This is a genomic window from Streptomyces sp. NPDC046557, assembly GCF_040645975.1.
GTDB lineage: Bacteria > Actinomycetota > Actinomycetes > Streptomycetales > Streptomycetaceae > Streptomyces.
Genome location: NZ_JBEYZH010000029.1, coordinates 1 through 20,173 on the forward strand (window position 1 = coordinate 1; position 20,173 = coordinate 20,173).

Here is a 20,173-nt window from a genome sequence, read left to right on the forward strand (position 1 = left end):
AGTGGTCGGTCTCGGCGGGCGTCTCGGCGGCGCGGCCCAGGCCTGCGGGCAGGGCGCCGGCCAGGATGCGGGTCACGCCGTGGGCGACGGGCAGGCCCGGGCCTTCGGCCCGTTGGGGTGTCCGCTCCGCTCCCACCCCTGAAACCTTCCGGCTCCGCCTCCAGACCCACACCAACAACAAGACGGCGGCTTGTGTCTTACCCGCCTCCACATCGTTGATCAAAGAACAGGAATGCCAGGCGAGGCTCTCGCCGGTGCACTGACTCTCTCCTGTCCCAAACGTTCGGAAGGTGAACCGATGACACACTCCAAGGCTCTCGCCGCCACGCTCCTGGCCGGCGCTGCACTCCTGGGCTCCGCAGGCACCGCCACCGCGGACGGACTCCCCCTGGTGACCCAGTTGACGACCCAGGCGGCACCCCTGCTCGGCTCGGTCTCCGGACTCCCCGCGGCGGCAGGCTTGCCGGCTCTCGGTCAGCTCCCCCTGATCGGTAGTGGACTGCCCCGTCTCGGTGGTGGACTGCCCCTGCTGGGCTGACACCGCACAGCGGAAGCCGCCCAACCACACTCTCTGCGGAGCGCAGCACCGCGGGTGGACGGGCGGCTTTCGTGTCCGAGACGCCTGTTTCCGCCTCGATGCGCGGTACAGTCTCCGTACGCATCACAACGAGATGTAGTGTGTAGTATCCCGAGAACATCACCACCATCTCCCGGCGGGCTCCCGCCTCTCTGAATTTCGTGGAGTGCCGAATGCAGAAGACCGGTGACATCGTCCTCCGTCCTCACCAGGAGGAAGCGGTGGAGGCGATTGTCCGTGGGCTCGATATTCCGCCGGGAAAGCGGATCCCGGAGGCGGGGCTTCGGGCCACGGTGGTGGCCGCGTGCGGGACCGGGAAGACGTTCATGGCGGCTGCGGCCGCGCTGCGGCTGGCGCGTGGTGGGCGGGTCCTGGTGTTGCTGCCGACCCTGGACCTGCTCACCCAGACCGTTCGGGAGTGGCGCCTCGCCGGTCACACGGGGCCGGCGGTCGCGGTGTGCTCTCTGGAGGACAACGTCCACCTGTGGCAGCTCGACGTCCGGTCCACGACATCCGCGCCGCAGCTGGCCCTGTGGCACGGCCACGGCCCGGTGACGGTCTACGCCACCTACGCCTCCCTGCCGGTCATCGCCGAAGCGCACAGAGGTGAGTACAACCTGCCGATGGACGTCTTCGACCTCGTCGTCGTCGACGAGGCGCACCGCACCTCCGGGTCGGCGGGGAAGGCATGGGCCGATGTCCACCACCAGGAGGTCATCCCGGCCATGCGCCGGCTGTACATGACCGCCACCCCCCGCATCTGGACGGAACGACCGGCCCGCGGCCCCCGCGAGCAGGAGCTGTACGAGGCGCAGGTGGCCGTCGTGGACGAGGAGACGCCGGGCCGGACGCGGCGGGTGTGGGACCGGCTCCCCAAGGAGATGGCGTGCTCGATGGACGACGAGAACGTGTTCGGGCCGGTCGTCTACGAGCTGTCGCTGGCGTCCGCGGTGTCTCGGGGGCTGCTGGCCCGGTACCAGATCGTGGTCGCCGAACTCACCGATCCAGTGGTCACGCCGGACCGGTTGGTCAGTGAGGAGCGGTACGAGGAGCAGCTGCGTGGTGAGCGGCTCGCGGCGCTCCAGGCGGTGTTGTTGGAGACCATGGCCGCTCACGATCTGAAGACCACGATCACTTTTCATCACCGCACCATCGAGGCGGAGGCGTTCGCGGCGGGGCTGCCCCGTGTCGCTCGCCGGCTCCACCAGGTGGATCCCGCCCGGCATCCGGAGAAGGTGTGGGCCGGATGGCTGGCAGGGAAACACGACCCGGAGCACCGGCAGGCGGTCCTGGGTGACTTCGGGCGCCGGGCAGGGCGCGCCGTGCTGGCCAACTGCCGTGTCCTGAGCGAGGGCGTCGACATCCGAGCCACCGACAGTGTGGCCCTCATCGACCCCAAAGGCTCCGCCGTCGACATCGTCCAAGCCATCGGCCGAGCCCTACGACAAAAACCAGGCCAGGGCAAAATGGCGACCCTGATCGTGCCCGTTTTCCTCGCGAAGGACGAAAGGCCGCAGGACATGCTCTCCTCGAACTCGTACCTCCCTTTGATTCGGGTGTTGGAAGGGCTCCGGGCCCACGATTCCCGCGCCGTGGAAATGCTCGCGATTCCACAGGAACCTCGAAAGCGAGTGGTTGATCCGTCGCTCCCCATCGGACCGCCGCCCGGGGAAGGCGAGGACGAGAGCCGACTCATCCTCCGCTTCGCCGCCCCACGCGACCCCGCCCTCATCGCCAAATGGATCAACTACCAAATCATCAACACCGAACGCCAAGACCGGCGACGCGGAATCGAGGCCGCGTACCGCTACCGGGAGCGGGAGAACCACCTGGAGGTGCCGTACGAGCACACCGAGGGTGCGTACCCGCTCGGCAGGTGGCTCTCCGACCAACGGCGCGTCTACCGGGCGGGACAGATGACCGGGGAACGGGCGGCCGAGCTCGAGGAGCTGGGGATCGTCTGGGACACCGCCGACGCCGCCTTCGCCGAAAACCTCGCCGCCGCCCGCCACTACTACCAACTCCACGGCACCCTCGCCGCCCCACGACACGCCACCGCACTCGACAAGCCGATCGGACAATGGCTCACCAACATCCGCCGCCCCGGCGGACTCGGCAAAAACCCCCACCGCGCCCACCGGCGAGCCGCCCAACTCGCCGCCATCGACCCCCACTGGAACCCACGCGAAAACGGCTGGACCGTCGACTGGCAACGCCACTACACCTACCTCACCCAACTCCTCGCGGAAGGTGCGCGCCTGACCGACATCGCCCCCGGAGTCACCCGACACGGCCAAGACATCGGCCACTGGCTCACCACCCAACAACACGACTGGAACCAACTCAACCAGGAACAGCGGAAGAGGCTCGCCGAACTCGGCGTCAAGAAGCCCGTACAGGCGCGTAAGGCCCCCGCGAAGGCCGCCGCGACATCCGGGCCGGGCGCGGGCGGCAGGGCATTCCAAAAGGGGTTGGATGCCTTGGCGCAGTACATCCAGCGGGAAGGCACGACTACCGTCCCCCGAACACACACCGAAACACTCCCCGACGGCACCACACACCGCACCGGAATCTGGATCATGAACCAGAAGACCCGGCGCGACCGACTCCACCCCGACCAACTCCGAGCACTCACCGAACTCGGCATCCACTGGGCGCAGTAGAAGCGGGGCGCCGCCGCTGGCCAGGGTCACATGTAGTGAGCGGCGTCCGCACAAAGCCTGCCGTCAGCCGACCCGCCGCCCGCAACTCCAGCAGCCGGCCCACCGCCGCGCCACGCATCTCCACCCACGCGGCCTTCCGCAACACACTCCGCTCCCCCACCACGACACACCCCACGACCGGGACAACCTCCACACGCCCCAAGCCTCCCGACCGGCACACCCGCCATGGATAAGAAGCACCGTTTCCGTGGCAGTGGAGACCGTGGTGGTGTACCGCCCCATGACAGCAACAACCACCCCAAACACCGCTTCCATGCCAGTAACGGACACGCCTCCAGGTCATACCACCAACACAAAAACACCCGACTCACGACCCGTCACTGCCAACCCCCACCGACACCAAACCGGCACATCGCAGGCACCCCTCAGCGGGGCGATGATGTGCTGGCCTGCTTCAGGAGGTGGATGGCGAGGTTGTCGGTGGTCTCGGCCTGTCCGGAGAGGCGGTGGACCAGAATCCAGGTGCCGTCCGGCATTGCACCGGTGAAGACTGAAGCATCGCGGGTGGCACCGTTGTGCCAGAGAAGAGGACCGGCGGCCTGCCAGGAAGGGGCGGGTTCGCCCAGTTTCCGCTCGACGAGGAGCGCGGTCGTGACATGGGCGGCGGCGCGGGGGGTGGCCCATAGCCCTCCGGCGGGAAGGATGGCACCGTCCATCGTCCACGGACGGCGTGGGCGTCCAAACATTCCGCGTCGGCAAAGTCGCCGGTCCGGCGGGGGGCTCGACGTCACATCGGTGACACCCAGGGGCGCGAGAACGTGCTCCTGCAGTAGCTCCTCGTAAGACGCTCCTGATGTGGCGCAGAGCACGGCGCCGAGAACGGCGTAACCCAGGTTGGAGTACTCCTCTGTTTCTCCCGGGGCGCTGGTGGTGAGGGAATCCAGCCGTTCTATGAGAGCGTCGAGGGCTGCGGCGTCGAAGGATGAATAGGGGTCACGTCGATGCAGGCCTGGCGGAACCCGCGGGAGGCCGGAGGTGTGTTCCGCCAGGTGTCGCAGCGTGATGCCGGTGTGGGCCGGGGCGGAAATGAACTGCTCGACCGGGTCGTCCAGTTGCAGCATTCCTGCAGAGGCCAGACGGGTCAGCACGGTCCCGGTGAGCGCTTTGGTCAGTGAGCCGATCTGGACGAACTTGTCCAGGTCATGTCCGTGTTCGGCCCTTGGTTCGTCGAAGCTGCTGAGAATGCAGGTGGGTACCGGTCGCATGCCAGCCTTTCAGTTGGGGGTGCGGGGAATCGCGCAGGCCGCTGTGCCGGCAGGCATCCGGTGCCGATTCCTTGCCACCCACCGATAGACCACATGAGCGGCCAGACTGAGGGGAGGGAGACGCAGGAACCGTGCCGTTGCTCGATAGCGGCGGGCTGACGAGGAGCCGACGAAGCATGCGAGAGCAGCAGCGCCGCCGTACCGCACCCGGCTTCCGTCGATAAGAAGGACTTCGCGGTCCAGCCGGCGAAGGTGGGGCTGCGTCAGCTCCGGGGGAAGAAATTGCCAGGGCACAGCCGCTATCTGCGGTTGCGCTCGGTGCTGGATCTTTCGGATGGCTGACTGGCAGAAGCCGCAGTCACCGTCGAAGGCCAGCACGGTGTGCTGCTGGGACGCGTTGCTACTGACCGCTGTGTTTTCCACGGGCTGAAGCTCTTCTCGTTCACAGGAGATAAGGCGTGGGCGGGCTCCTCGGGCCGCGTTGTGGTGCCGGCGGCCCGGCTTGCCGGGCGGGTGGGGCGCTGTTGAGAAAGCGCGGGGTGGGGCCCTGTCTGCTGCGGCGCTACGAGAGAAGCGGGGCAGCCCAGCCTTCGAGGATGGCTTCGCGCTGACGCGACCGCAGGACTCCCACCGGTCGGGTTTCCTTCCACCAGTCCGTCAGGGTGGCGGGTGAGGAGGTGCCTCGGACAAAGTGGGCGAGCAGGGCGTGTGAGAGGTCGACTTCACGCTGTGTGTACGCGGTAGCCGCAGCGGAGAAGACTGGCACTTCGGTCCGGTGCTTGCCCGTGCTGACCGCCACGGTCATCTCGGCGGGGCTGCCGGGAACCCAGGCGTCCAGGGCGGCAGCGGCGAAGGTTGTTGCGCGGGTCGCCCACCGCACCACGGCCGAGCGGACCGGCACATTGTCCACCTGTAGGTCCGTCACTTCGGGCCAGGCCCACACGCGTTCCTCAGGGCCAACGATCCGCAGCTCGCTGGGGGACATAGATACGCCTGTCATCTGCGCGGTCGGCGGCAGACCCAGGTAGACGTCTTCCTCCGTCACCCAGAACAGGCCGATCATGCTCCCGCCCTGCCGAGGGCCACTCGGAGTTGATGAAACTTCCAACTTCAGGTCCAGCTCTCTGGTCAGCCCTCATGAGGTGCGCGGTCTTGATTTTCAAGGCTAGGCACGTCGTGGCGTAGGGCCGCCGTATTTGAGCCAAGCGGCCCACGGATTGGTGGAGCCCTCGGAGGATGGCTACGCCGCCTCCCTGGTTGTATTCCACACGACGCCACCTTGCCGGAAATGGAATGGATGACCGTTTACGTCGCAGGTCGCCCTGTTTTTTCGAGGTCGGGCAGTGCAAGCGGCCCGCCTTCTGTTGTCCGGGTTCCGCCTTCGGAGGGGCGGGACTGGGCTCTCTGGATCAGGCCGGCGCCCAGAGCGATCGCTTCGTCCAGCCCCTTGCTCAGGAAGATCAGATCGCAGGCGACCATCGTCATGGCGAATCCGGTCAGGCCCATGAGCACCGCGATTCCCAAGTGGAACCCAATAGACATGATCGCTGCCCAGGGGCGTAGAGCGGGCACCAGTATTCCCAGGGGGAAGTACACGAGGAAGAGCACGGTGACGTAGGTCCCCGCAAAGACGAGGAAGTCATTTTCGTAGACCAGGTGCGACAGGCCGGGGAAGCTGAATTCCGGAACCCTGAGGACGTAGAAGAGGGCTGTTCCGTCCTGCCACATCTGGCCCTGCACCTTGTAGAGGCCGCTGACGATGTAGACCAGGCACATCTGCAGGGCGATCGCGAGAACGCCGAGGTTATGCAGTGGGGTCGATATGGATCGAAGCGATTCGGGGAGGCGCTTCACCACCTTGGTGGCGAGGCCGCTGGACACCGAAAATCGGTCGTAACAACGAGTTAGGAGAAGCATGGGGATGACTAGGTAGGCCAGGTTGTCGCCGCCATCGAGCAGCACAGGCTGGCGTTCATAGAGCGACCACAGAAAAACCCAGTGGACGGCCAGGCCTACCCGACCTCCGACGCCCAGTACCACCAGAAGAGCAGCAATGAGGCCGAGATGGTAAATGATCTGGAACCATGTATCGGAAGCGCTAGCCGCGTAGAGGCTGAAGGTACCGCTCGCGTGGATCTGCCGTACTAACTCCTGCCAGGGAAGCACACCCTTGGGCCCGAACAGGAATTCCCGGTCGCCGTACTGGCTCACATAGAACATGAGACCGACAAACCCGAGCAGGACGCGGGTCCCCGATGCTCCGGTCACACTCACAGGATGGGTTGCCCATTTATCTGTCACAGCGATTATTTTTCTCATTTGAGTGCGTCGGCCTCCTTCCAGCTCAGGTCGAGGTAATTCGTGGTCCCTTTGGCCGTGTGGTCCTTGCGCTTGGACCACGAAGGAAGTTCATGAACGTAGACCCGTACCTGTATGGCGGCAGGGTTCCCACCGCAGGCGTCGGGCATCTGCGTCAGTGAGTACCGGGACATGAATCTCTCCGCCTGTTCCCGTGATGTCTTCTCAAACGGAAGGAGGGGGATCTCCGGCTTCTTCTTCTCCTTCTCGCTGTCCCTTAGCCTCTGCAGGATCGGATCACCGTTGTCCAGTTGCGTGATCGTTCCGCTGACCAGGCGATCGATGCGAGAAGGAAAGAAGCGATCGGCCTGCGTCTGTTTTACATAAGCATGAGTGACATCGTAGAAGCCTGTCAGCGTGCCATCTTGGCATTTGGCGCGTGCCAGAATACCCCGGTCATCTGCCAGTGGGTTCGGGGCAAAGAGCATCCAGTTCTGTGCCAGATAGGGCTGCATCACCTGATTCACCCGGTCGTAATACTTGACTTTGACGGGGTTCAGAGGCATCTGAGAAAAAGAAGCAACCAGGAAGTAGGCGCCCAAGAGGGCAGCGCCAATGAGAAGCGCTGCCCTCCGGACCACAATGTGCGATGTCACTTGTCGAAGACCGTGTCCATCGCGTTCACGGTGCTCAGCCCCTGGCTCGGAGCCACGTGGGTTCCGAACAGGTCATTGGCGACCTGGCCGGCGCCCTTCGCCACCGACGGGCACGCAGCCTTCGCGTGGACAGCAGCCTTGGCGAGGAAGCTACCAAAGCCCATCGGCTGCATTTCAGCGTCGGACTGGGAAGCCACCTGGGTCACGGGAGCCTGCGGAGCCGCAGCCTGCGCCGAGCCCTGCATGCTCAGCACCAAGGCAGCCCCGCCGGCAACAACACCCGCCGCTGCAACAAGCTTCTTCATTTTCTCTCCTTATCCTCTGGCTTCCGCCAGGGTTCTCTGTTGAGGACCTGTCAGGAATTAGGAAACGAAGGGTCGACCGCGATGGGTACGCGACAAACGACCAGCAGGCGCACACAAAAGATGCACCAAACCCCCCGGTTCCATCCACGAAAGAAAGGCGTCTGGTCAGGACGCCCGCCTGGAGATCGCTTGGATCGAAGAATCGATGCACCCCCAGGGATTCCCCCGCGAATTCGAAATGACCGTTTCACACTTCATGATCACTGTCCACCGCCTACCGCAGTCCCTTCAGTGTCCGAAATAAATCGCTTGATCAAATCGTTTCTCGCTTGCCACTCGGCGACAATCACGGACGAAAATGGTACAAACCCACATAGAGTCACCCCCTGCGTTGCGGAGAGTTACGTCCCATTTTTCGGGTCCCCTTTCGCGACGCGCATTTTCCGCCAAACGGCTAGGCCGCTAAGTTCAATTTGAAGATCAGCAATGTCCTAATCCTGCCGTCGGGGTGTGAGAAGCGCCACGTCATAACTCGCATTCATGGCACAACCAGTCCCGACCCCTTGCTGCGCAGGGAGATTGGTCGGGAGTGCAGGCGGCCAGGAACTCCGGCACGAACCCGACAAGCAGCCGTACGCCCGTCGGCCCTGTCGCCGGAGGCCGCCGTGGGTGTACCGACCGGGCTTGCGGGCGGCACCCACGAAGGCCCATGTGCCAGGTATCGCTGCGGCCCGCGGCACGGCGACTCTGCCCCACACCCGGCCCACTGAGCACGTCCAACCCATAGGTGATGGAGAGTCTGACCGTGCCCACCGCATTCCGCATCACGTGCTGCCTGTACCGCAAGAAGATTCCGCTCGCCCGAGACGTCGTCGCCCTCGATGGCGAGTGGCAGCGCCGCTATCCCAAGATGCGCGGCATCCTCGCCTGCGAACGATGCGTCATCGACTACGGCTGGAACTGCTGCACCAAGACCGTGGGCGGTTTCGTCGGCGGGCACATTGCCGCGCCCCAGGACCAGGTCGACATCGATTCCTGGAGCCACCTTCTGGAGCGCGGCACCTACCGGGCCCTGGTGGCGCTCCACCCTCGATCCGGCCTGCTCCAGGGGGCAGAGCCCTACCTGCGCTCGCTCGCCAGCCGCAAGCTCTCGGAGCCCCTCGCTCCCCGGTTGCGCCCCGCCCTGGACGAATGGGACGCGGCGCAGCGCATCGTGTGACTGTCGATCAGGTCCGGAACTCGGCTCATCGGTATGGCCGATCAGCGGACTGGTGTGAGAGCGCCGGATAACGCGCGGGGCCCCGAGGAAAAAGTTTCCTCGGGGCCTCACCCGACCGCGTCCAGATCTCCCGCCGCTGCGCTACGGGGACAACGCGGGCACGCCTGTGACTGAGCACGTCACTTGGCGGCGTTCGCCAGTTGTGGCACTCACTTCGGGGTGTGCAACGCATGCGGGCCGCGCGCCTCTCGCGGCTGACGGCTAGGGCAGACCCACCAGCCCCCAGCCGCAGCGCGCTGCCTTGGTGGTCACGTCGCCCCATTCACGCAGAAGCGCTGTGAAATCTTCGAAGGTGTCCGGGCGTCCTGCCCAGCCCTCGCATTCGGCGGCGAACGGTTGGCGCAGCTCTTCGAGGCGGGTTTCCACCTGCGTCCAGGCGTGCGCCTTGCCAGGCAGGGCCTTGGGCGGGCATACCAGGAGGAGCGATGGGTGCCAGCGGTCGGTGGCGGGCGGGAAGAATCCTCCGCTGCCGGTCAGCGCGGGGTCGTCGGCCGGGTCCGCGTCCCAGATCAGACCGTCGAGGAAGGTGTCCGTCGCCTCACGCAAGGACGCGTCGAGGAGGGGCCGTATGTCGGCCCACGCATCCCCCGCGCGGGGGTGCGGGCGATAGGCGCCCGTGGTGGTGAAGAAGTCGTACTGGGCGCACCATGCGGACTCGCGGTCCGGGATCCACGTCCAGCCGCCGCGCGGCCTGTTGAGGTAGTCCTCGTGGTCAAGCTCCGGTGGCCAAACGGCATCGTGCAGCGCCTCAACCCGCTTCTCGACGGGTATGGCACTCAAATATTTCCAGTCCGCCATGAACAGCATGAGATCCAAACCCATGGCGGCAGCATAAGCAGGGCAGCGCTGCATGCCGACTGGATACTCACATCGCCCTCGCACACCCCACTGCCAGACCACCTATCGTGCTCAACCGCCAACGCGTGCTCAAGCGCCAACTACGACGCTCAGTCACAACGCCTCGTGGTCTGCGTGCGGGCCTGGTGGGATCAGATGCCGATCTCAACGTAGTCGATGTCGGTGAACTCCACCAGCAGCCCCTGCGCGCGGCCGCCGCCGTCTTTGAAGTAGACCTCCTGGAGCCCTTCGGCGGCGAGCGCCTGGAGCTCGGCTTCGGCGGCGCCGGCGTCCTGTGCGGCGACGCCCGCGAACTCGGGCGGGAGGTGCTGGGTGATGCGGCGCATCCGGCCGTCGTCCGTGGTTCCGGGGGCCGCGGTGAACCCGAACCGGGCGCGGGTCTCGATGACCAGTCCGGTCTGGCGGGCCGCCTGGTCCCGGGCGCGCTTGCGGACCAGGGGTTGCCACCGGCGCCGGACCTCCCCCACGAGACGGTCCGCGAGGACCGGCTTCGGCTTCCGGATCTGGTCCTTCACGTACCGCTCGACGGTGCGCTGCGAGATGCCCAACAGGCCGGCCACCGCCCGGGTGGACCCTTTGTGCTGCCGGACCAGGTACCGCATCTGCGCGCCCGTGCTCTTGGGGATCGGGCGAGTGAACGCGGCGTGGGCCGCGCGCTCCAGGCGATCTGCCGGTTTCGTGTCAGTGTACGACCTGGGCATCTACCGCCCCATGTCAGCACCCCGCCCCCCAAGCACCGTCCCATGTCAGTGAGCCGAATCCGAGTACCACCTCCACCAGCACAAACGGCATTACCTGACGCAACCTCACTGACACCACCCACTGACATGGAAGAGGCGCATCGCAGGTGCCGGAGGGCGTGCCCACGGGTATGGCTTGCCATAGGATCCGGAGCCGTTGGTGGCCAGGTGACCGCAGTGGTGCCGCGCGTTGTATCGCGGAGACGCCCCGTCCTTGGTCTAGTCCTGCTGGGAGTTGTTGCCGCCGCAGGGGTGCCGCGGGGGGTTCCTGCGGAGACGGTGAGGTCAGTCGCGGGTGCCGGCCTCCCACCGGTCGCCGCAGTGGTGCCGCAGGGCGAGCCCGCGGAGACGCCAGCCAGCACTGGCCCTTCATCTCCCCCGGCTGGTAGCCGCAGTGGTGCCGCAGGGTGAGCCCGCAGAGACTACCGGTGCGGACGATGGGCGTCACACCGTCGTGGTGGACGCCGCAGTGGTGCCGCAGGGGGTTCCGACGGTCCCCAGGGCAGGGCGTGGCACCGACGAACCACATGCCGCAGTGGTGCCGCGAGTCGTGCTCGGCGGAGACGGCCCGGCTTTTGCGTTCCAGGCATCGCGCAGCGTATAGCCGTAGTAATGCCACGGGGCGTGCCCATGGAGACGGGCCACGGCTTGGTCCAGCGCGGCCTCCGAATCACGGCCGTAGTGGTGCCGCGGGTAGCACGCGCGGAGACGGGCCAGGCCTAGCATCAGCCCGATCTCGGCTCCATCGCCGCAGTGGTGCCGCAGGGTGAGCCCGCAGAGACGGCGGCGTTCATCACGTTGGAGATGAGCATCAATGAGCTGCCACGGTGGTGCCGCAGGTCGTGCCCACGGAGACGGGGTGTCGGGCGGTCCTGCGTCGTGTAGTGGGTAGTGCCGCGGGAAGGACCTGCGGAGACGGCAGTTGGGGGTCGCCCTCCCGCGATACCTCATGGGTGCCTCAGTGGTGCCGCAGGCCCTGCCTGCAGAGGCGGAATGCACGCTTGGCCACCCCACTCGCCGAGATTCTGCCGCAGTGGTGCCACAGGCCGCGCCCGTGGAGACGCTCCTCCATGACCATCTCAGTCTCCTCCGTTTCGATACCGCAGTGGTGCCGCAGGCCGGGCCCGCGAAGACGGAGGCATGGTGTCCTGTCAGTCGCCGACGCTGACACCGCCGCAGTGGTGCCGCAGGCCGGGCCCGCGGAGGCGGCCGGGGGCCTGTGGGCTCCGCTGGCCCTATTGCTTGCCGCAGTGGTGCCGCAGGCCGGGCCCGCGGAGACGGATCGGGTTACTCTCGTCGTCCCGGCCGAGCACGACGCCGGAGTAGTGCTGCGGGACCGAACCCGCAGAGACGGAGCCCATCGACTGGCTCCGCCACAACATCATCACGCCACAGTGGTGCCGCAGGCGTGCTCACGGAGACGGGACGTCGCCGGCATGCGGGACCCGTAGAGCGTGCCTGCGGAGACGGCATTGACAGAATCTTCCCCGGCTCTTCTACTCCGAGGCCTGCAAGCCGCAGTGGTGCCGCAGGTCGTACCTGCGGAGATGGCCGGTACGCCCTATTGGCTGTCGTGCCAGCCACACCGCCGCAGTGGTGCCGCAGGCCGTGCCTTTGGAGACGGGACCGAGACAAGGACACATTGCTGTTGAGCAGCGTAAGGCCGCTGTGGTGCCGCAGGGCGCGCCTGCGGAGACGGGTTCCCGTCCTTGTCGACGAGCTTCGTCGGGTCGAAGCCGTAGTGGTGCCGCAGGCCGTGCCTGCGGAGACGGATCGGCCGCCCGTCCGGCCTTGTCCGCCCCCATGGCGCCGCGGTAGTGCCGCAGGGAGCCTGCGGAGCTGGCTTGCACCAGATCGACTCCCCAAAAACGTCCTCGATGCCGCAGTGGTACCGCAGGCCCGTGCCCGCGGAGGCGGCGGACAACCCCGGCTCAACGAACGGCAAGCGGGTGCCGCAGTGGTGCCGCGGGTCGTGCCCACGGAGACGGAGGATTGTCTGACCGCAGTCGCGCTGGAAGCCGGGCTGCCGCGGTGGTGCCTGCGGAGACGGGAGCTGGCCCGCCATCGCGTGCAGCTGGCCGATGACGCCGCAGTGGCGGGTCGTACCCGCGGAGACGGGGTGACTGCTACGGGACCCCGCCCGCGATCTGTGGCCGCAGTGGTGCCGCGGGTGTACCCGCGGAGACGGAAGGCTCGGAGCGCGCTCGTCACTCTGATCTTGATGCTGCAGTGGTGCCGCGGGGCGTACCCAGGGAAACGGCTGGTCAGATGCCGGAGACTGCATCGAAGGGTTTGAGCCGTAGTGGTGCCGCAGGGTGTGCCCGCGGAGACGGGGGTCCAGCCGATGTACTTGGCGCCCCACTTGGTCTCACCGCAGTGGTGCCGCGGGTCGAACCCACGGAGACGGGCCACGTCCTCCAGCGTGAGCACGCTCGCCCTAATGCCGCAATGGTGCCGCGGGGCGTGCCCGCGGAGACAGCCTGTCCGGGCTGCATCGATTGCGCAGCGTGGCCATGGTCGGGGCTTCGACATGGTGGATATACCTCCCTTATCTGACTTCTGGCTTCGGTGTGGTCCGGTGTGTCGTGGTGGGCTAGAGGTTCCGAAGCCTGTCGGGCTGCAAGGGAATGGGCCGCCCCGGTTCGAGGGGGCCGTCGCCGTATGGGAGGCGGGTGCGTGGTGCGGTGTAGAGGGCGGTGACGCCGAGGTTGTGGAGTCGGGTGGGGTTGGGGGTGTGGGTTCGGGTGTCGGGGTGTTCGAGGAGGGTGGTGAGGGTGATGGTGGTGTGGGGTTGGTGCCAGATGGGCCAGGTGAAGGCGTGGTTGGTGGTGTCCCAGCTGGTGGCCCCGGGTCGGTTGGTGTTGCCGGTGAGGCGGAAGGCGGTGAAGCCGTGGAGGGCGAGCCAGGTGGCTCCGGGGACGCCTTGTTGGGTGGCTTTGCCGTGGCTGACCATGTGGGCGTCGCCGGTGGAGAGGTGGTCGAGGTTGGCGCCGGCGTAGTCGTCAACGCGCTGCCATCGGGTGAGGGCTGCGTGGATGTGGGTGGGGTTGTTCAGGCAGTGCTGGGCGGCTTTGGTCCAGTTGTTGGGCAGGGTCATCTGGCCGCTGCGGCCGAAGTACGGGGTGGTGAGGGTGTAGAGGGTTCCGCCGGCCGCGTCCTTGTTCTTCGGAGTGGCGGTCTTGTCGCTCTTGCCGGGGGTGAGGCTGAGGGTGTTGATCAGTGAGGTGAACCAGTGGGCGCGGTTGTCGTCGTGGTCGCGCTCGGCCTTGGCGTGGGCGCGGAGGTGGGTGAGGGCTTCGTCGATGGGCATTTGGAGTGGGTCGTTGGGTGAGCCGGAGGCGGGGTGGCGGGGCTGGTCGAGGATGCCGGGGGCGACGGCAAGGGGGTCCTTGTCGGGCTGGGTGGGGAGTTGGGTGGCCAGGAGGTCGGCCAGGCTCCGGTAGGTGAGGGGCTGGCGGGTGTGGAGGATAGCGGGGGCGTCGGGTCCGGTCCAGGAGAGGCGGGGGGCTTGGTCGAGGAGGTGGGTGGTGAGGTGGAGGGTTCCGAGGGCGGCGAGGAAGCCGAGGGGGGAGCTTGCGTAGAGGGCGGGGAGTTCGAGCTGGTGGCTGGGGATGGGCATGGTCAGGTTCCTTCCTCGGAGCAGGCCATGTCGGCGAGGCGCAGGGTGGCTTCCAGGAGTGCCAGGCCCCAGGGTCCGTAGCGGCGGTTGAGTGCGTGGAAGCGGTCGGGGCCGCTCCAGTCGGTGCCCATGTCGGCGCTTTTGACGGTGACTTGTTGCTGGTCGGGCATGGTGCAGGTCACTGTCTGCGGGAATGGGTCGGGGACTGGGGGAAGGAGCGGGCGGGCGTGGCCGTGGTGGGCCGCGACGAGGTGGGTCAGGAGTTCATCGTCGTCGCCGCGTGCGTGGTCGGGTGCGGTGGCGAGCCAGGCGGTGACGGCGAGGGCGCTGAGTGCTTCGTGCCGCATCTCCGGTTCCCACCGGGCGAGCTTGGCCGCGCGTCGGCGTGCGGTGTGGTCGGCGGGGTCCATGCCGGATTTCGCGAGGGGTTCGTCGAGGGATTCGGCGAGGAGTTGGTCGCCGGCGCAGAGCATGCACTGGAAGCGATTGTGTGATTTTCCGCAGTCGTGGGCGTGGCCGGCGGTGCGGAGGGTGTCGATGAGGGTGGTGGGCAGGGCGAGGGCGGTGGCGTAGGTGGCGGTGCGGTCGGCGACGGCCTGGCTGTGCTGGCTGAGGGGGACGGGTCGGGTCAGGGAGCTCGAGTCGGCGCTCTCGTCGCCGACGCCTGCTCCTTGTTCTCGCTGTCCTTGGGGCGGGTGTGGAGGGATGAGGAGGAGGCGGTCGGGTTCGTCCGGGTCCAGGATGACGCGTCCGCGGTGTTCGGTTCGGCCGGTCGGTTCCACCGTCCACTGCTTGACCGTTCGCAGGTGGCCGAGGCGGTTGTGGACAAGGTCGGTGTACGGGCCGTCGGGGTTCTGGTTCAGGTGGCCCTGGAGGGTGTCGAGAAGGTTGTGTACGACGGTGGCCTCCTCGTGTTCTGCCGTGCGCAGGAGGTCGACGGCCCGGGTGATGGTTTTGGTGAGGGCGGCGGTGAGGTCCTCGTTGCCGTCGGCCAGGAGGGTGAGTACGGGGGCGTGGATGCGGGTGGGGGTGGTGGCTGTGGGTGGGTAGTCGCCGAGGTCGCAGGCGGGCAGGGTGCGGGTGCCGGTCCAGCCGTAGGTGTCGTGGCCGCCGTAGTGGCTGGGCAGGACCACGGTGCTTCCAGGTCGGATGCCGCTCGGGTCGGTGATCGGCATCCACGCACCGACGGTCTGGTCGTAGCTGAGTGCGGGTGACATGGATGGCGGCTTCTGCTTCTTCCCGGCGGGGATGGGTTCTTGGGTGTTCGGCGTGGATTCGAGGTCGCTTGTGTCGTCCGTGTCCAGTGAGCGGGTGAGGAATCGGCGTAGCTGGGCTGAGGGGATGGCCACGGTTTCGGCTGGGTGCGGGGGAACCTGTTGCATGCGGGCGGCCCAGTGGTCGAAGTCCGGGTTTTCGGCGTCCTGGAGGTCGGCGCGCCACAGGACCTGCACGTCTTCGGGGGTGGTGTCCAGGCCGTGGAGGAACGGGGCGGGGGCCTGGTCGGGCACGGGGGTGGGGCTGGTGCGGGTCCAGGAGTCGAGGAGGGTGCGGTGCACCACGGGGATCCGGGGCGGCGTGACGTTCAGGAGGGTGGTGTCGGTGTCGTCGAGGAGGCCGGGAAGGGTGAGGGGGTTGACCAGCAGCCCTTCCGGGAGTGCTGCGGCGAGGGTGGCTGGGTCGAGCTCTGTCGTTGTCAGGGGCGTTGCTCGGTCGGCGAGCCAGTTCCAGGTGTGCTCGGCGGCGTCGCCGTAGACGGGGATGGATGACTGGTCGGTCGCGGTGCTGACGCGGATGACGACGGCGGGGGCGAGGCTGAGATCACCGGTGCGGTCCAAGCGGCCCAGACGCTGGACGAGCGCGGCGAGGGAGGCGTTCTCGGTGATCAGACTGGCGAACGAGATGTCGATGCCTACCTCGACGGTCTGGGTGGCGATGACGACGAGTGGCTTGGTCCGGTCTGCGGCCACCCCGGTGAGGAGCTCGGTGAGGAGGCGGCTCAGGAGAAGGCGTTCGCGGTCGAGCGCGCGGGAGCGGCCGGTCAGTAGCACCACGTCGATGTCCTCGCGCGGTGACAGCAGGCGGTGGGTGGCGCGGGCGGCGCGAAGGGTGTTGGCGACCACGCCGAGGATCGGGCGCTCCACCACCGTCAGCAGTGTTTCGAGTGCCTGCTCGGCGGCCTGGGCGAAGCCTTCGGCCTTGTTCTTGGCGCTGGATGAGGCGTCCAGGAGGGTCAGGCGGCGTGGGGCGTTCAGTCGCCTGCCGGCCACGGGGTGGGCGCGGTCGGCGTCGGTGATGGAGTGGCGCGGCCGGTCGTGCCCGCTTGAGGCGGTCGCGGAGAGGCTGACGACCTTGAGTGCGCGGGCGGCGAACTCGGGGTGGGTGGCGGTGGCCTGGTAGGCGGCGCAGTCGGTGGCTGTGGCGAGCAGAGGGAGCGCGATGTGGGCCTCGTCGAGGGCGAGGAGCGCGTCCATTCCGCACAGGGCGGCGTCGATGGGCCTCATGCGGGGGCTGGTGTGGTAGCCGCGGAAGAGCAGGCGGCTGCCGAACTGGTCGACGGTGGAGGTGATGACCGCCGGCTGTGCGGGTGAGCGCAGCCAGCGCGAGGCCCAGTCGACGCCGCCGCGCATCCGTACGCACTCCAGTGGCGACGTGGAGCCGGCGAGGTCGCGCAGTGCGTCGGCGACGCGGCCGGTGATGGTGCTGGCGTGGCTGGTGTCGAGGGCTTGTTGGAGGGTGCGGGAGCTCTCGTGGGTCTGGTCGACGACCAGGCGCCGGTCGACGGCGAAGAACAGTCGCAGCGGCACCGTCCGGTGGACCCCGCTGGCGTGCTGCCAGGCCAGGAGGAACACCCAGATCTCGATGATGCTGGTCTTGCCGAGGCCCGTGGGGATGCCCAGGTCTGGCCAGATCCCGGTTTCGGCGACGTGGTGGAGGTAGGCGATCTGCCAGGGGAACGGGCGACGGCCGCGGACCTCCTCGACGAAGGTGGCGAACTCCTCGATCTGCAGGAGTTCTTCAGTGCTGAGGCTCATGCGGTCGCCGCCTGTCCCTGGTGGGTGGGCAGGCACAGGCCGAGGCCGAAGTTCTTCTTGCTGCCCAGCACGACCGGGCCGCTCACTGGCCTGGGGAACCGGACCCGGACGTGCCGGCTGGGAAGGGGCCGGTCGTCGGGCTTGCGCCGCAGGGCGTACGCGGGAAGGTCGGGCGCTCCGGGGATGAACGCACCCTGGCGAAGTACCTCGACCAGGTCCGGTTCGGGAAGGCCTGCCAGGACGCAGCTGGCCGCGACGGACGCTTCGATTCCGTCGCCGTTCCGCTTGGGGAAGGAGTCCAACACCATGGGCAGTGCGGTCGACCACTCGGTGGAGGCTGCTGTCCATCGCTCGGCGCGGGCCGCCTTGGTCGCTGTGAGTTCGGCTGCGCCCTGGCTCAGGTAGGTCAGGGGGACCGGGCGACGGACGGTGGGGACCATGAGTTTGCGCAGCCCTCCGTCGAGGCGCAGGAGTACCGCCAGGAGTGCCTTACGGTGGCCGGGGTCCAGGTCGCGGGGAAGGGCGACGCCGACTGCGCGCAGCCGGCCGTCGGCGTGACGGTGTCCGACGAACGGCAGCGTCACGAAGGCGCACACGCGGCGTTCGTCGCCCGGCTTCTTGTGTCCGTGGACGGCGGTCATCGCGTCGACGTCGTGGCCTGCCGCGTCCAGCATGCCGCTGACCTTGGCCCGCAGTGAAGCGGTGACCTTGAGGGTGAGCGAGGGGTCGAGGGACATACCCGTGGGGAAGGCGAAGGTGAGGAGGTCGGCGTAGGGGCCGTCCACGACTTCGGTGTCGGCTGCTTCAGGTTCGGTGCAGGCCAGCCGGTAGGGGTGGGGGCGGGCCTGCTGGTAGGCGGGCTGGATCTCCTGGTGGGCTGTGCGCAGCCGGCTGATGAAGCCCGGGTAGGGGGCGCGCAGGTAGTGCGTGTCGTGGGTCTCCTGGGTGGTCGGCACCCAGTCGTGCCACGCGTCGCCGGCGGGGGCGGTGTCCTGGCTGTCGGTGGCCGTAGTGCTCAGCAGCGCGTGGCCGCCGGCCCGGCCGAGGTATGGGACCCGGCGGGCCAGGTGCTCGATGACCGCGTACACGCCGGGCGGCGGGCAGTGCGGCCAGATGAAGCTCACCAGGGGTTCGGCCAGATTCCGCTGCGGCCAGGCCTTCTGCTTGCCGCCGTTGGTGCGCCCGGGCAACACGGCGTGACCGGGCTTGAGGGGCTCCACGCCGTTGGTCGGCACCCATGCCTGGCGCGGCTCGGCCGCCTCCAGTGTGCGGGCCGGGACGCGGACGACGGGTGCGGGCTGCTGCTCCAGCCAGGTCAGCGCCGCGTCGTGGACGGGGTCATCGGGGTCGGCCACCGATAGCAGTGCGCAGAACAGTCGGTAGGGGTGCGGGGGCCATTCAGCGCGGGTGCGGTCCAGGGTCGAGGCCCGGTAGGAGGGGTGCAGAAGATGGGTGTCGATACGGAGGGGCACGATGTCACTCCCCTACCTCGCCGATCCCGGCGATCTCGTAGGACTTTGCGATGGCCTGCTGCAGGCTCGCGTTGGGCCGTACCCGGACGGGGGTGGCGGGCCAGTCCAGTCCGGCCTTGCGCGCACGCTCCAGTGCGAACTCGAACAGGGAGAGCGTGTCGCGGACCGTCACCGACTCAAGAGGCTCGGTGACGGGACGGCCGTCGCGGCCGCGCTTGACCCACTCCACTTGCTCCGAGACGACGACCAGGTCGCATCCGGAGCGCAGATGCAGGGCTGGCGCGGCGAAGGCCAGGCGGTCGCCGAGAAGGGCGATCGCTGCCAGCAGGGCGCGGCCCGCCGTGGCGAGTTCCTGATCCATCTCGCCGAAGCGTACGGACGCCAGCAGAGCCATGGACAGCGTGGCTTCGCGGTGCACCGCCTTGACCGACACGCCTCCCAGGCCTTCGGTCGGCGGGATCATCCCGTGCCCCAGCGCCGACATTTTGGCGGTCGCGACGCCCTTGGGGGGCTTGACGTCCTCCAGGGGTGACCAACCCGTGCTGGTGACCGCGACGGTGTCACCGGCCAGGTTCAACTGGTCCACGCGCCCGGCCGCTCGGACGCCGGCCAGCGGGGCGACGCCGTACATCTCCGAGGTGTACGCGCGTGCGGCCCTGACCTGGATACGCTGCTTGCGGTGCGAGTCCCACGCCCCATAAACGAGGTCGATCGGAGCCCACCGCAGATAGGCGCTCATGTCTTCGCGGACGGCCCGTCTCAGCGCGCGTCCGGTCTCGGTGTCGTCGAACTTCACGCCTTCGCTGTCTTCCGCGTCGCGGAAGTAGGCGTCGCGGGACCTGTGCGGGGCCTCCAGGCTGGTGATCCGCACGGACACCCCTTCGGCCTGGGTGATGAGCTCCAGGTGGGGGATGAACAGGTCCTGGCGCCGGATCGCGTCCTGGAGAGCCTGCTCGCAGCGGTTCGCCTGGGACTGCTCCTGATCGAGCCGCACGACCGTGACTGCCTCGTTGTCCACGTAGCGGGGTTCAGTCAAATACCCGGCCGCGTCCGTCGCTTTGAGCTTCGTCGTGGGTGGGAAGACCCGGCCTCCCGGGCCACTCGTCGGCTCGTACTCGGCTCGGACACGGATTGCACTGTCGTCCGACTGTGCGTTGGCTGCGGCGAGCAGCCTTTCGTAGAGCTCCACGATGATGCGCCTTTCCGGAATCGCGTCAACAGACAGGGAGACCAGGCCGAGGCCCCGCTGTGAACGGGCGTCCTGCGGCGAGTCCGGCGACATCGAAGCAAGCCGCCACGGTCGACACGAAGCTGTCCCCCGACGCGCACTTCGAGCTTGTCAGTGGCCGCCGCTACGATCCTTCATCGCTTCCAGCCGGTCCCGATGGTGGTTCCGGGGCACGGTTGCG

General features: G+C 67.7%; 15 protein-coding genes. 3 read left to right on the top strand and 12 right to left on the bottom strand.

Annotated elements, in window-relative coordinates; all coding sequences use genetic code 11:
• Positions 1-298: 298 nt before the first annotated feature.
• A complete protein-coding gene (locus tag ABZ934_RS29750) occupies positions 299-538 on the top strand; it encodes a hypothetical protein (protein WP_361319022.1) in 240 nt (79 codons plus the stop codon).
• Positions 539-750: 212 nt separating this feature from the next.
• The gene (locus ABZ934_RS29755; protein WP_361319024.1) at positions 751-3,240 is read left to right on the top strand and encodes a Helicase associated domain protein; all 2,490 of its coding nucleotides are present in this window, start codon (positions 751-753) and stop codon (positions 3,238-3,240) included.
• Positions 3,241-3,665: 425 nt separating this feature from the next.
• Here ABZ934_RS29755 and ABZ934_RS29760 read toward each other — a convergent pair whose 3' ends face one another.
• The 6 genes from ABZ934_RS29760 to ABZ934_RS29785 form a co-directional block, all read right to left on the bottom strand.
• Complete coding sequence (locus tag ABZ934_RS29760) at positions 3,666-4,505, bottom strand: serine hydrolase domain-containing protein (protein ID WP_361319026.1); 840 nt, start codon at positions 4,503-4,505, stop codon at positions 3,666-3,668.
• A gap of 9 nt (positions 4,506-4,514) precedes the next feature.
• Positions 4,515-4,928 (bottom strand): DUF393 domain-containing protein, encoded by a 414-nt coding sequence (locus tag ABZ934_RS29765; RefSeq protein ID WP_361319028.1) that lies wholly within the window; start codon positions 4,926-4,928, stop codon positions 4,515-4,517.
• Between the two features lie 139 nt (positions 4,929-5,067).
• Complete coding sequence (locus ABZ934_RS29770; RefSeq protein WP_361319030.1) at positions 5,068-5,568, bottom strand: hypothetical protein; 501 nt, start codon at positions 5,566-5,568, stop codon at positions 5,068-5,070.
• 242 nt (positions 5,569-5,810) lie between these two features.
• Positions 5,811-6,773, bottom strand: coding sequence for an HTTM domain-containing protein (locus ABZ934_RS29775; protein WP_361319032.1), 963 nt, complete (start codon positions 6,771-6,773; stop codon positions 5,811-5,813).
• A gap of 47 nt (positions 6,774-6,820) precedes the next feature.
• Positions 6,821-7,405, bottom strand: a complete 585-nt coding sequence (locus ABZ934_RS29780) for a DUF5819 family protein (RefSeq protein WP_361319034.1) — start codon at positions 7,403-7,405, stop codon at positions 6,821-6,823.
• A gap of 50 nt (positions 7,406-7,455) precedes the next feature.
• Positions 7,456-7,764, bottom strand: coding sequence for a hypothetical protein (locus ABZ934_RS29785; RefSeq protein WP_361319036.1), 309 nt, complete (start codon positions 7,762-7,764; stop codon positions 7,456-7,458).
• An 805-nt stretch (positions 7,765-8,569) separates the two neighbouring features.
• Between ABZ934_RS29785 and ABZ934_RS29790 the strand changes: the two genes are divergently transcribed.
• Positions 8,570-8,983, top strand: coding sequence for a hypothetical protein (locus ABZ934_RS29790; protein ID WP_361319038.1), 414 nt, complete (start codon positions 8,570-8,572; stop codon positions 8,981-8,983).
• 261 nt (positions 8,984-9,244) lie between these two features.
• Here the strand turns inward: ABZ934_RS29790 and ABZ934_RS29795 are convergent, their stop codons facing one another.
• The 6 genes from ABZ934_RS29795 to cas7u all read right to left on the bottom strand — a co-directional run bounded on the left by ABZ934_RS29795 (position 9,245) and on the right by cas7u (position 19,953).
• Positions 9,245-9,865: a hypothetical protein gene (locus ABZ934_RS29795; RefSeq protein WP_361319040.1), complete on the bottom strand. Its 621-nt coding sequence runs from the start codon at positions 9,863-9,865 to the stop codon at positions 9,245-9,247.
• A 167-nt stretch (positions 9,866-10,032) separates the two neighbouring features.
• Entirely contained in the window at positions 10,033-10,503 is a 471-nt protein-coding gene (locus ABZ934_RS29800) for an XRE family transcriptional regulator (RefSeq protein WP_361319042.1), read from the bottom strand.
• A gap of 2,731 nt (positions 10,504-13,234) precedes the next feature.
• Entirely contained in the window at positions 13,235-14,260 is a 1,026-nt protein-coding gene (locus ABZ934_RS29805; RefSeq protein WP_361319044.1) for a hypothetical protein, read from the bottom strand.
• 2 nt (positions 14,261-14,262) lie between these two features.
• Positions 14,263-17,292, bottom strand: a complete 3,030-nt coding sequence (gene cas3u / locus ABZ934_RS29810; RefSeq protein ID WP_361319046.1) for a type I-U CRISPR-associated helicase/endonuclease Cas3 — start codon at positions 17,290-17,292, stop codon at positions 14,263-14,265.
• Positions 17,289-18,764, bottom strand: coding sequence for a type I-U CRISPR-associated protein Csb2 (gene csb2, locus ABZ934_RS29815; protein WP_361319048.1), 1,476 nt, complete (start codon positions 18,762-18,764; stop codon positions 17,289-17,291). The genes cas3u and csb2 overlap by 4 nt, the downstream gene beginning before the upstream one ends.
• A 4-nt stretch (positions 18,765-18,768) precedes the next feature.
• Entirely contained in the window at positions 18,769-19,953 is a 1,185-nt protein-coding gene (gene cas7u / locus ABZ934_RS29820; RefSeq protein ID WP_361319050.1) for a type I-U CRISPR-associated RAMP protein Csb1/Cas7u, read from the bottom strand.
• Between the last annotated feature and the right edge of the window lie 220 nt (positions 19,954-20,173).

Bases quoted from the DNA above. Each gene is read 5' to 3' on its own strand.
- ABZ934_RS29805 (WP_361319044.1), bottom strand. From the start codon at position 14,260: ATGCCCATCCCCAGCCACCAGCTCGAACTCCCCGCCCTCTACGCAAGC.
- cas3u (WP_361319046.1), bottom strand. From the start codon at position 17,292: ATGAGCCTCAGCACTGAAGAACTCCTGCAGATCGAGGAGTTCGCCACC.
- ABZ934_RS29800 (WP_361319042.1), bottom strand. From the start codon at position 10,503: ATGCGGTACCTGGTCCGGCAGCACAAAGGGTCCACCCGGGCGGTGGCC.
- ABZ934_RS29785 (WP_361319036.1), bottom strand. From the start codon at position 7,764: ATGAAGAAGCTTGTTGCAGCGGCGGGTGTTGTTGCCGGCGGGGCTGCC.
- ABZ934_RS29760 (WP_361319026.1), bottom strand. From the start codon at position 4,505: ATGCGACCGGTACCCACCTGCATTCTCAGCAGCTTCGACGAACCAAGG.
- ABZ934_RS29770 (WP_361319030.1), bottom strand. From the start codon at position 5,568: ATGATCGGCCTGTTCTGGGTGACGGAGGAAGACGTCTACCTGGGTCTG.
- ABZ934_RS29750 (WP_361319022.1), top strand. From the start codon at position 299: ATGACACACTCCAAGGCTCTCGCCGCCACGCTCCTGGCCGGCGCTGCA.
- ABZ934_RS29755 (WP_361319024.1), top strand. From the start codon at position 751: ATGCAGAAGACCGGTGACATCGTCCTCCGTCCTCACCAGGAGGAAGCG.
- ABZ934_RS29795 (WP_361319040.1), bottom strand. From the start codon at position 9,865: ATGGGTTTGGATCTCATGCTGTTCATGGCGGACTGGAAATATTTGAGT.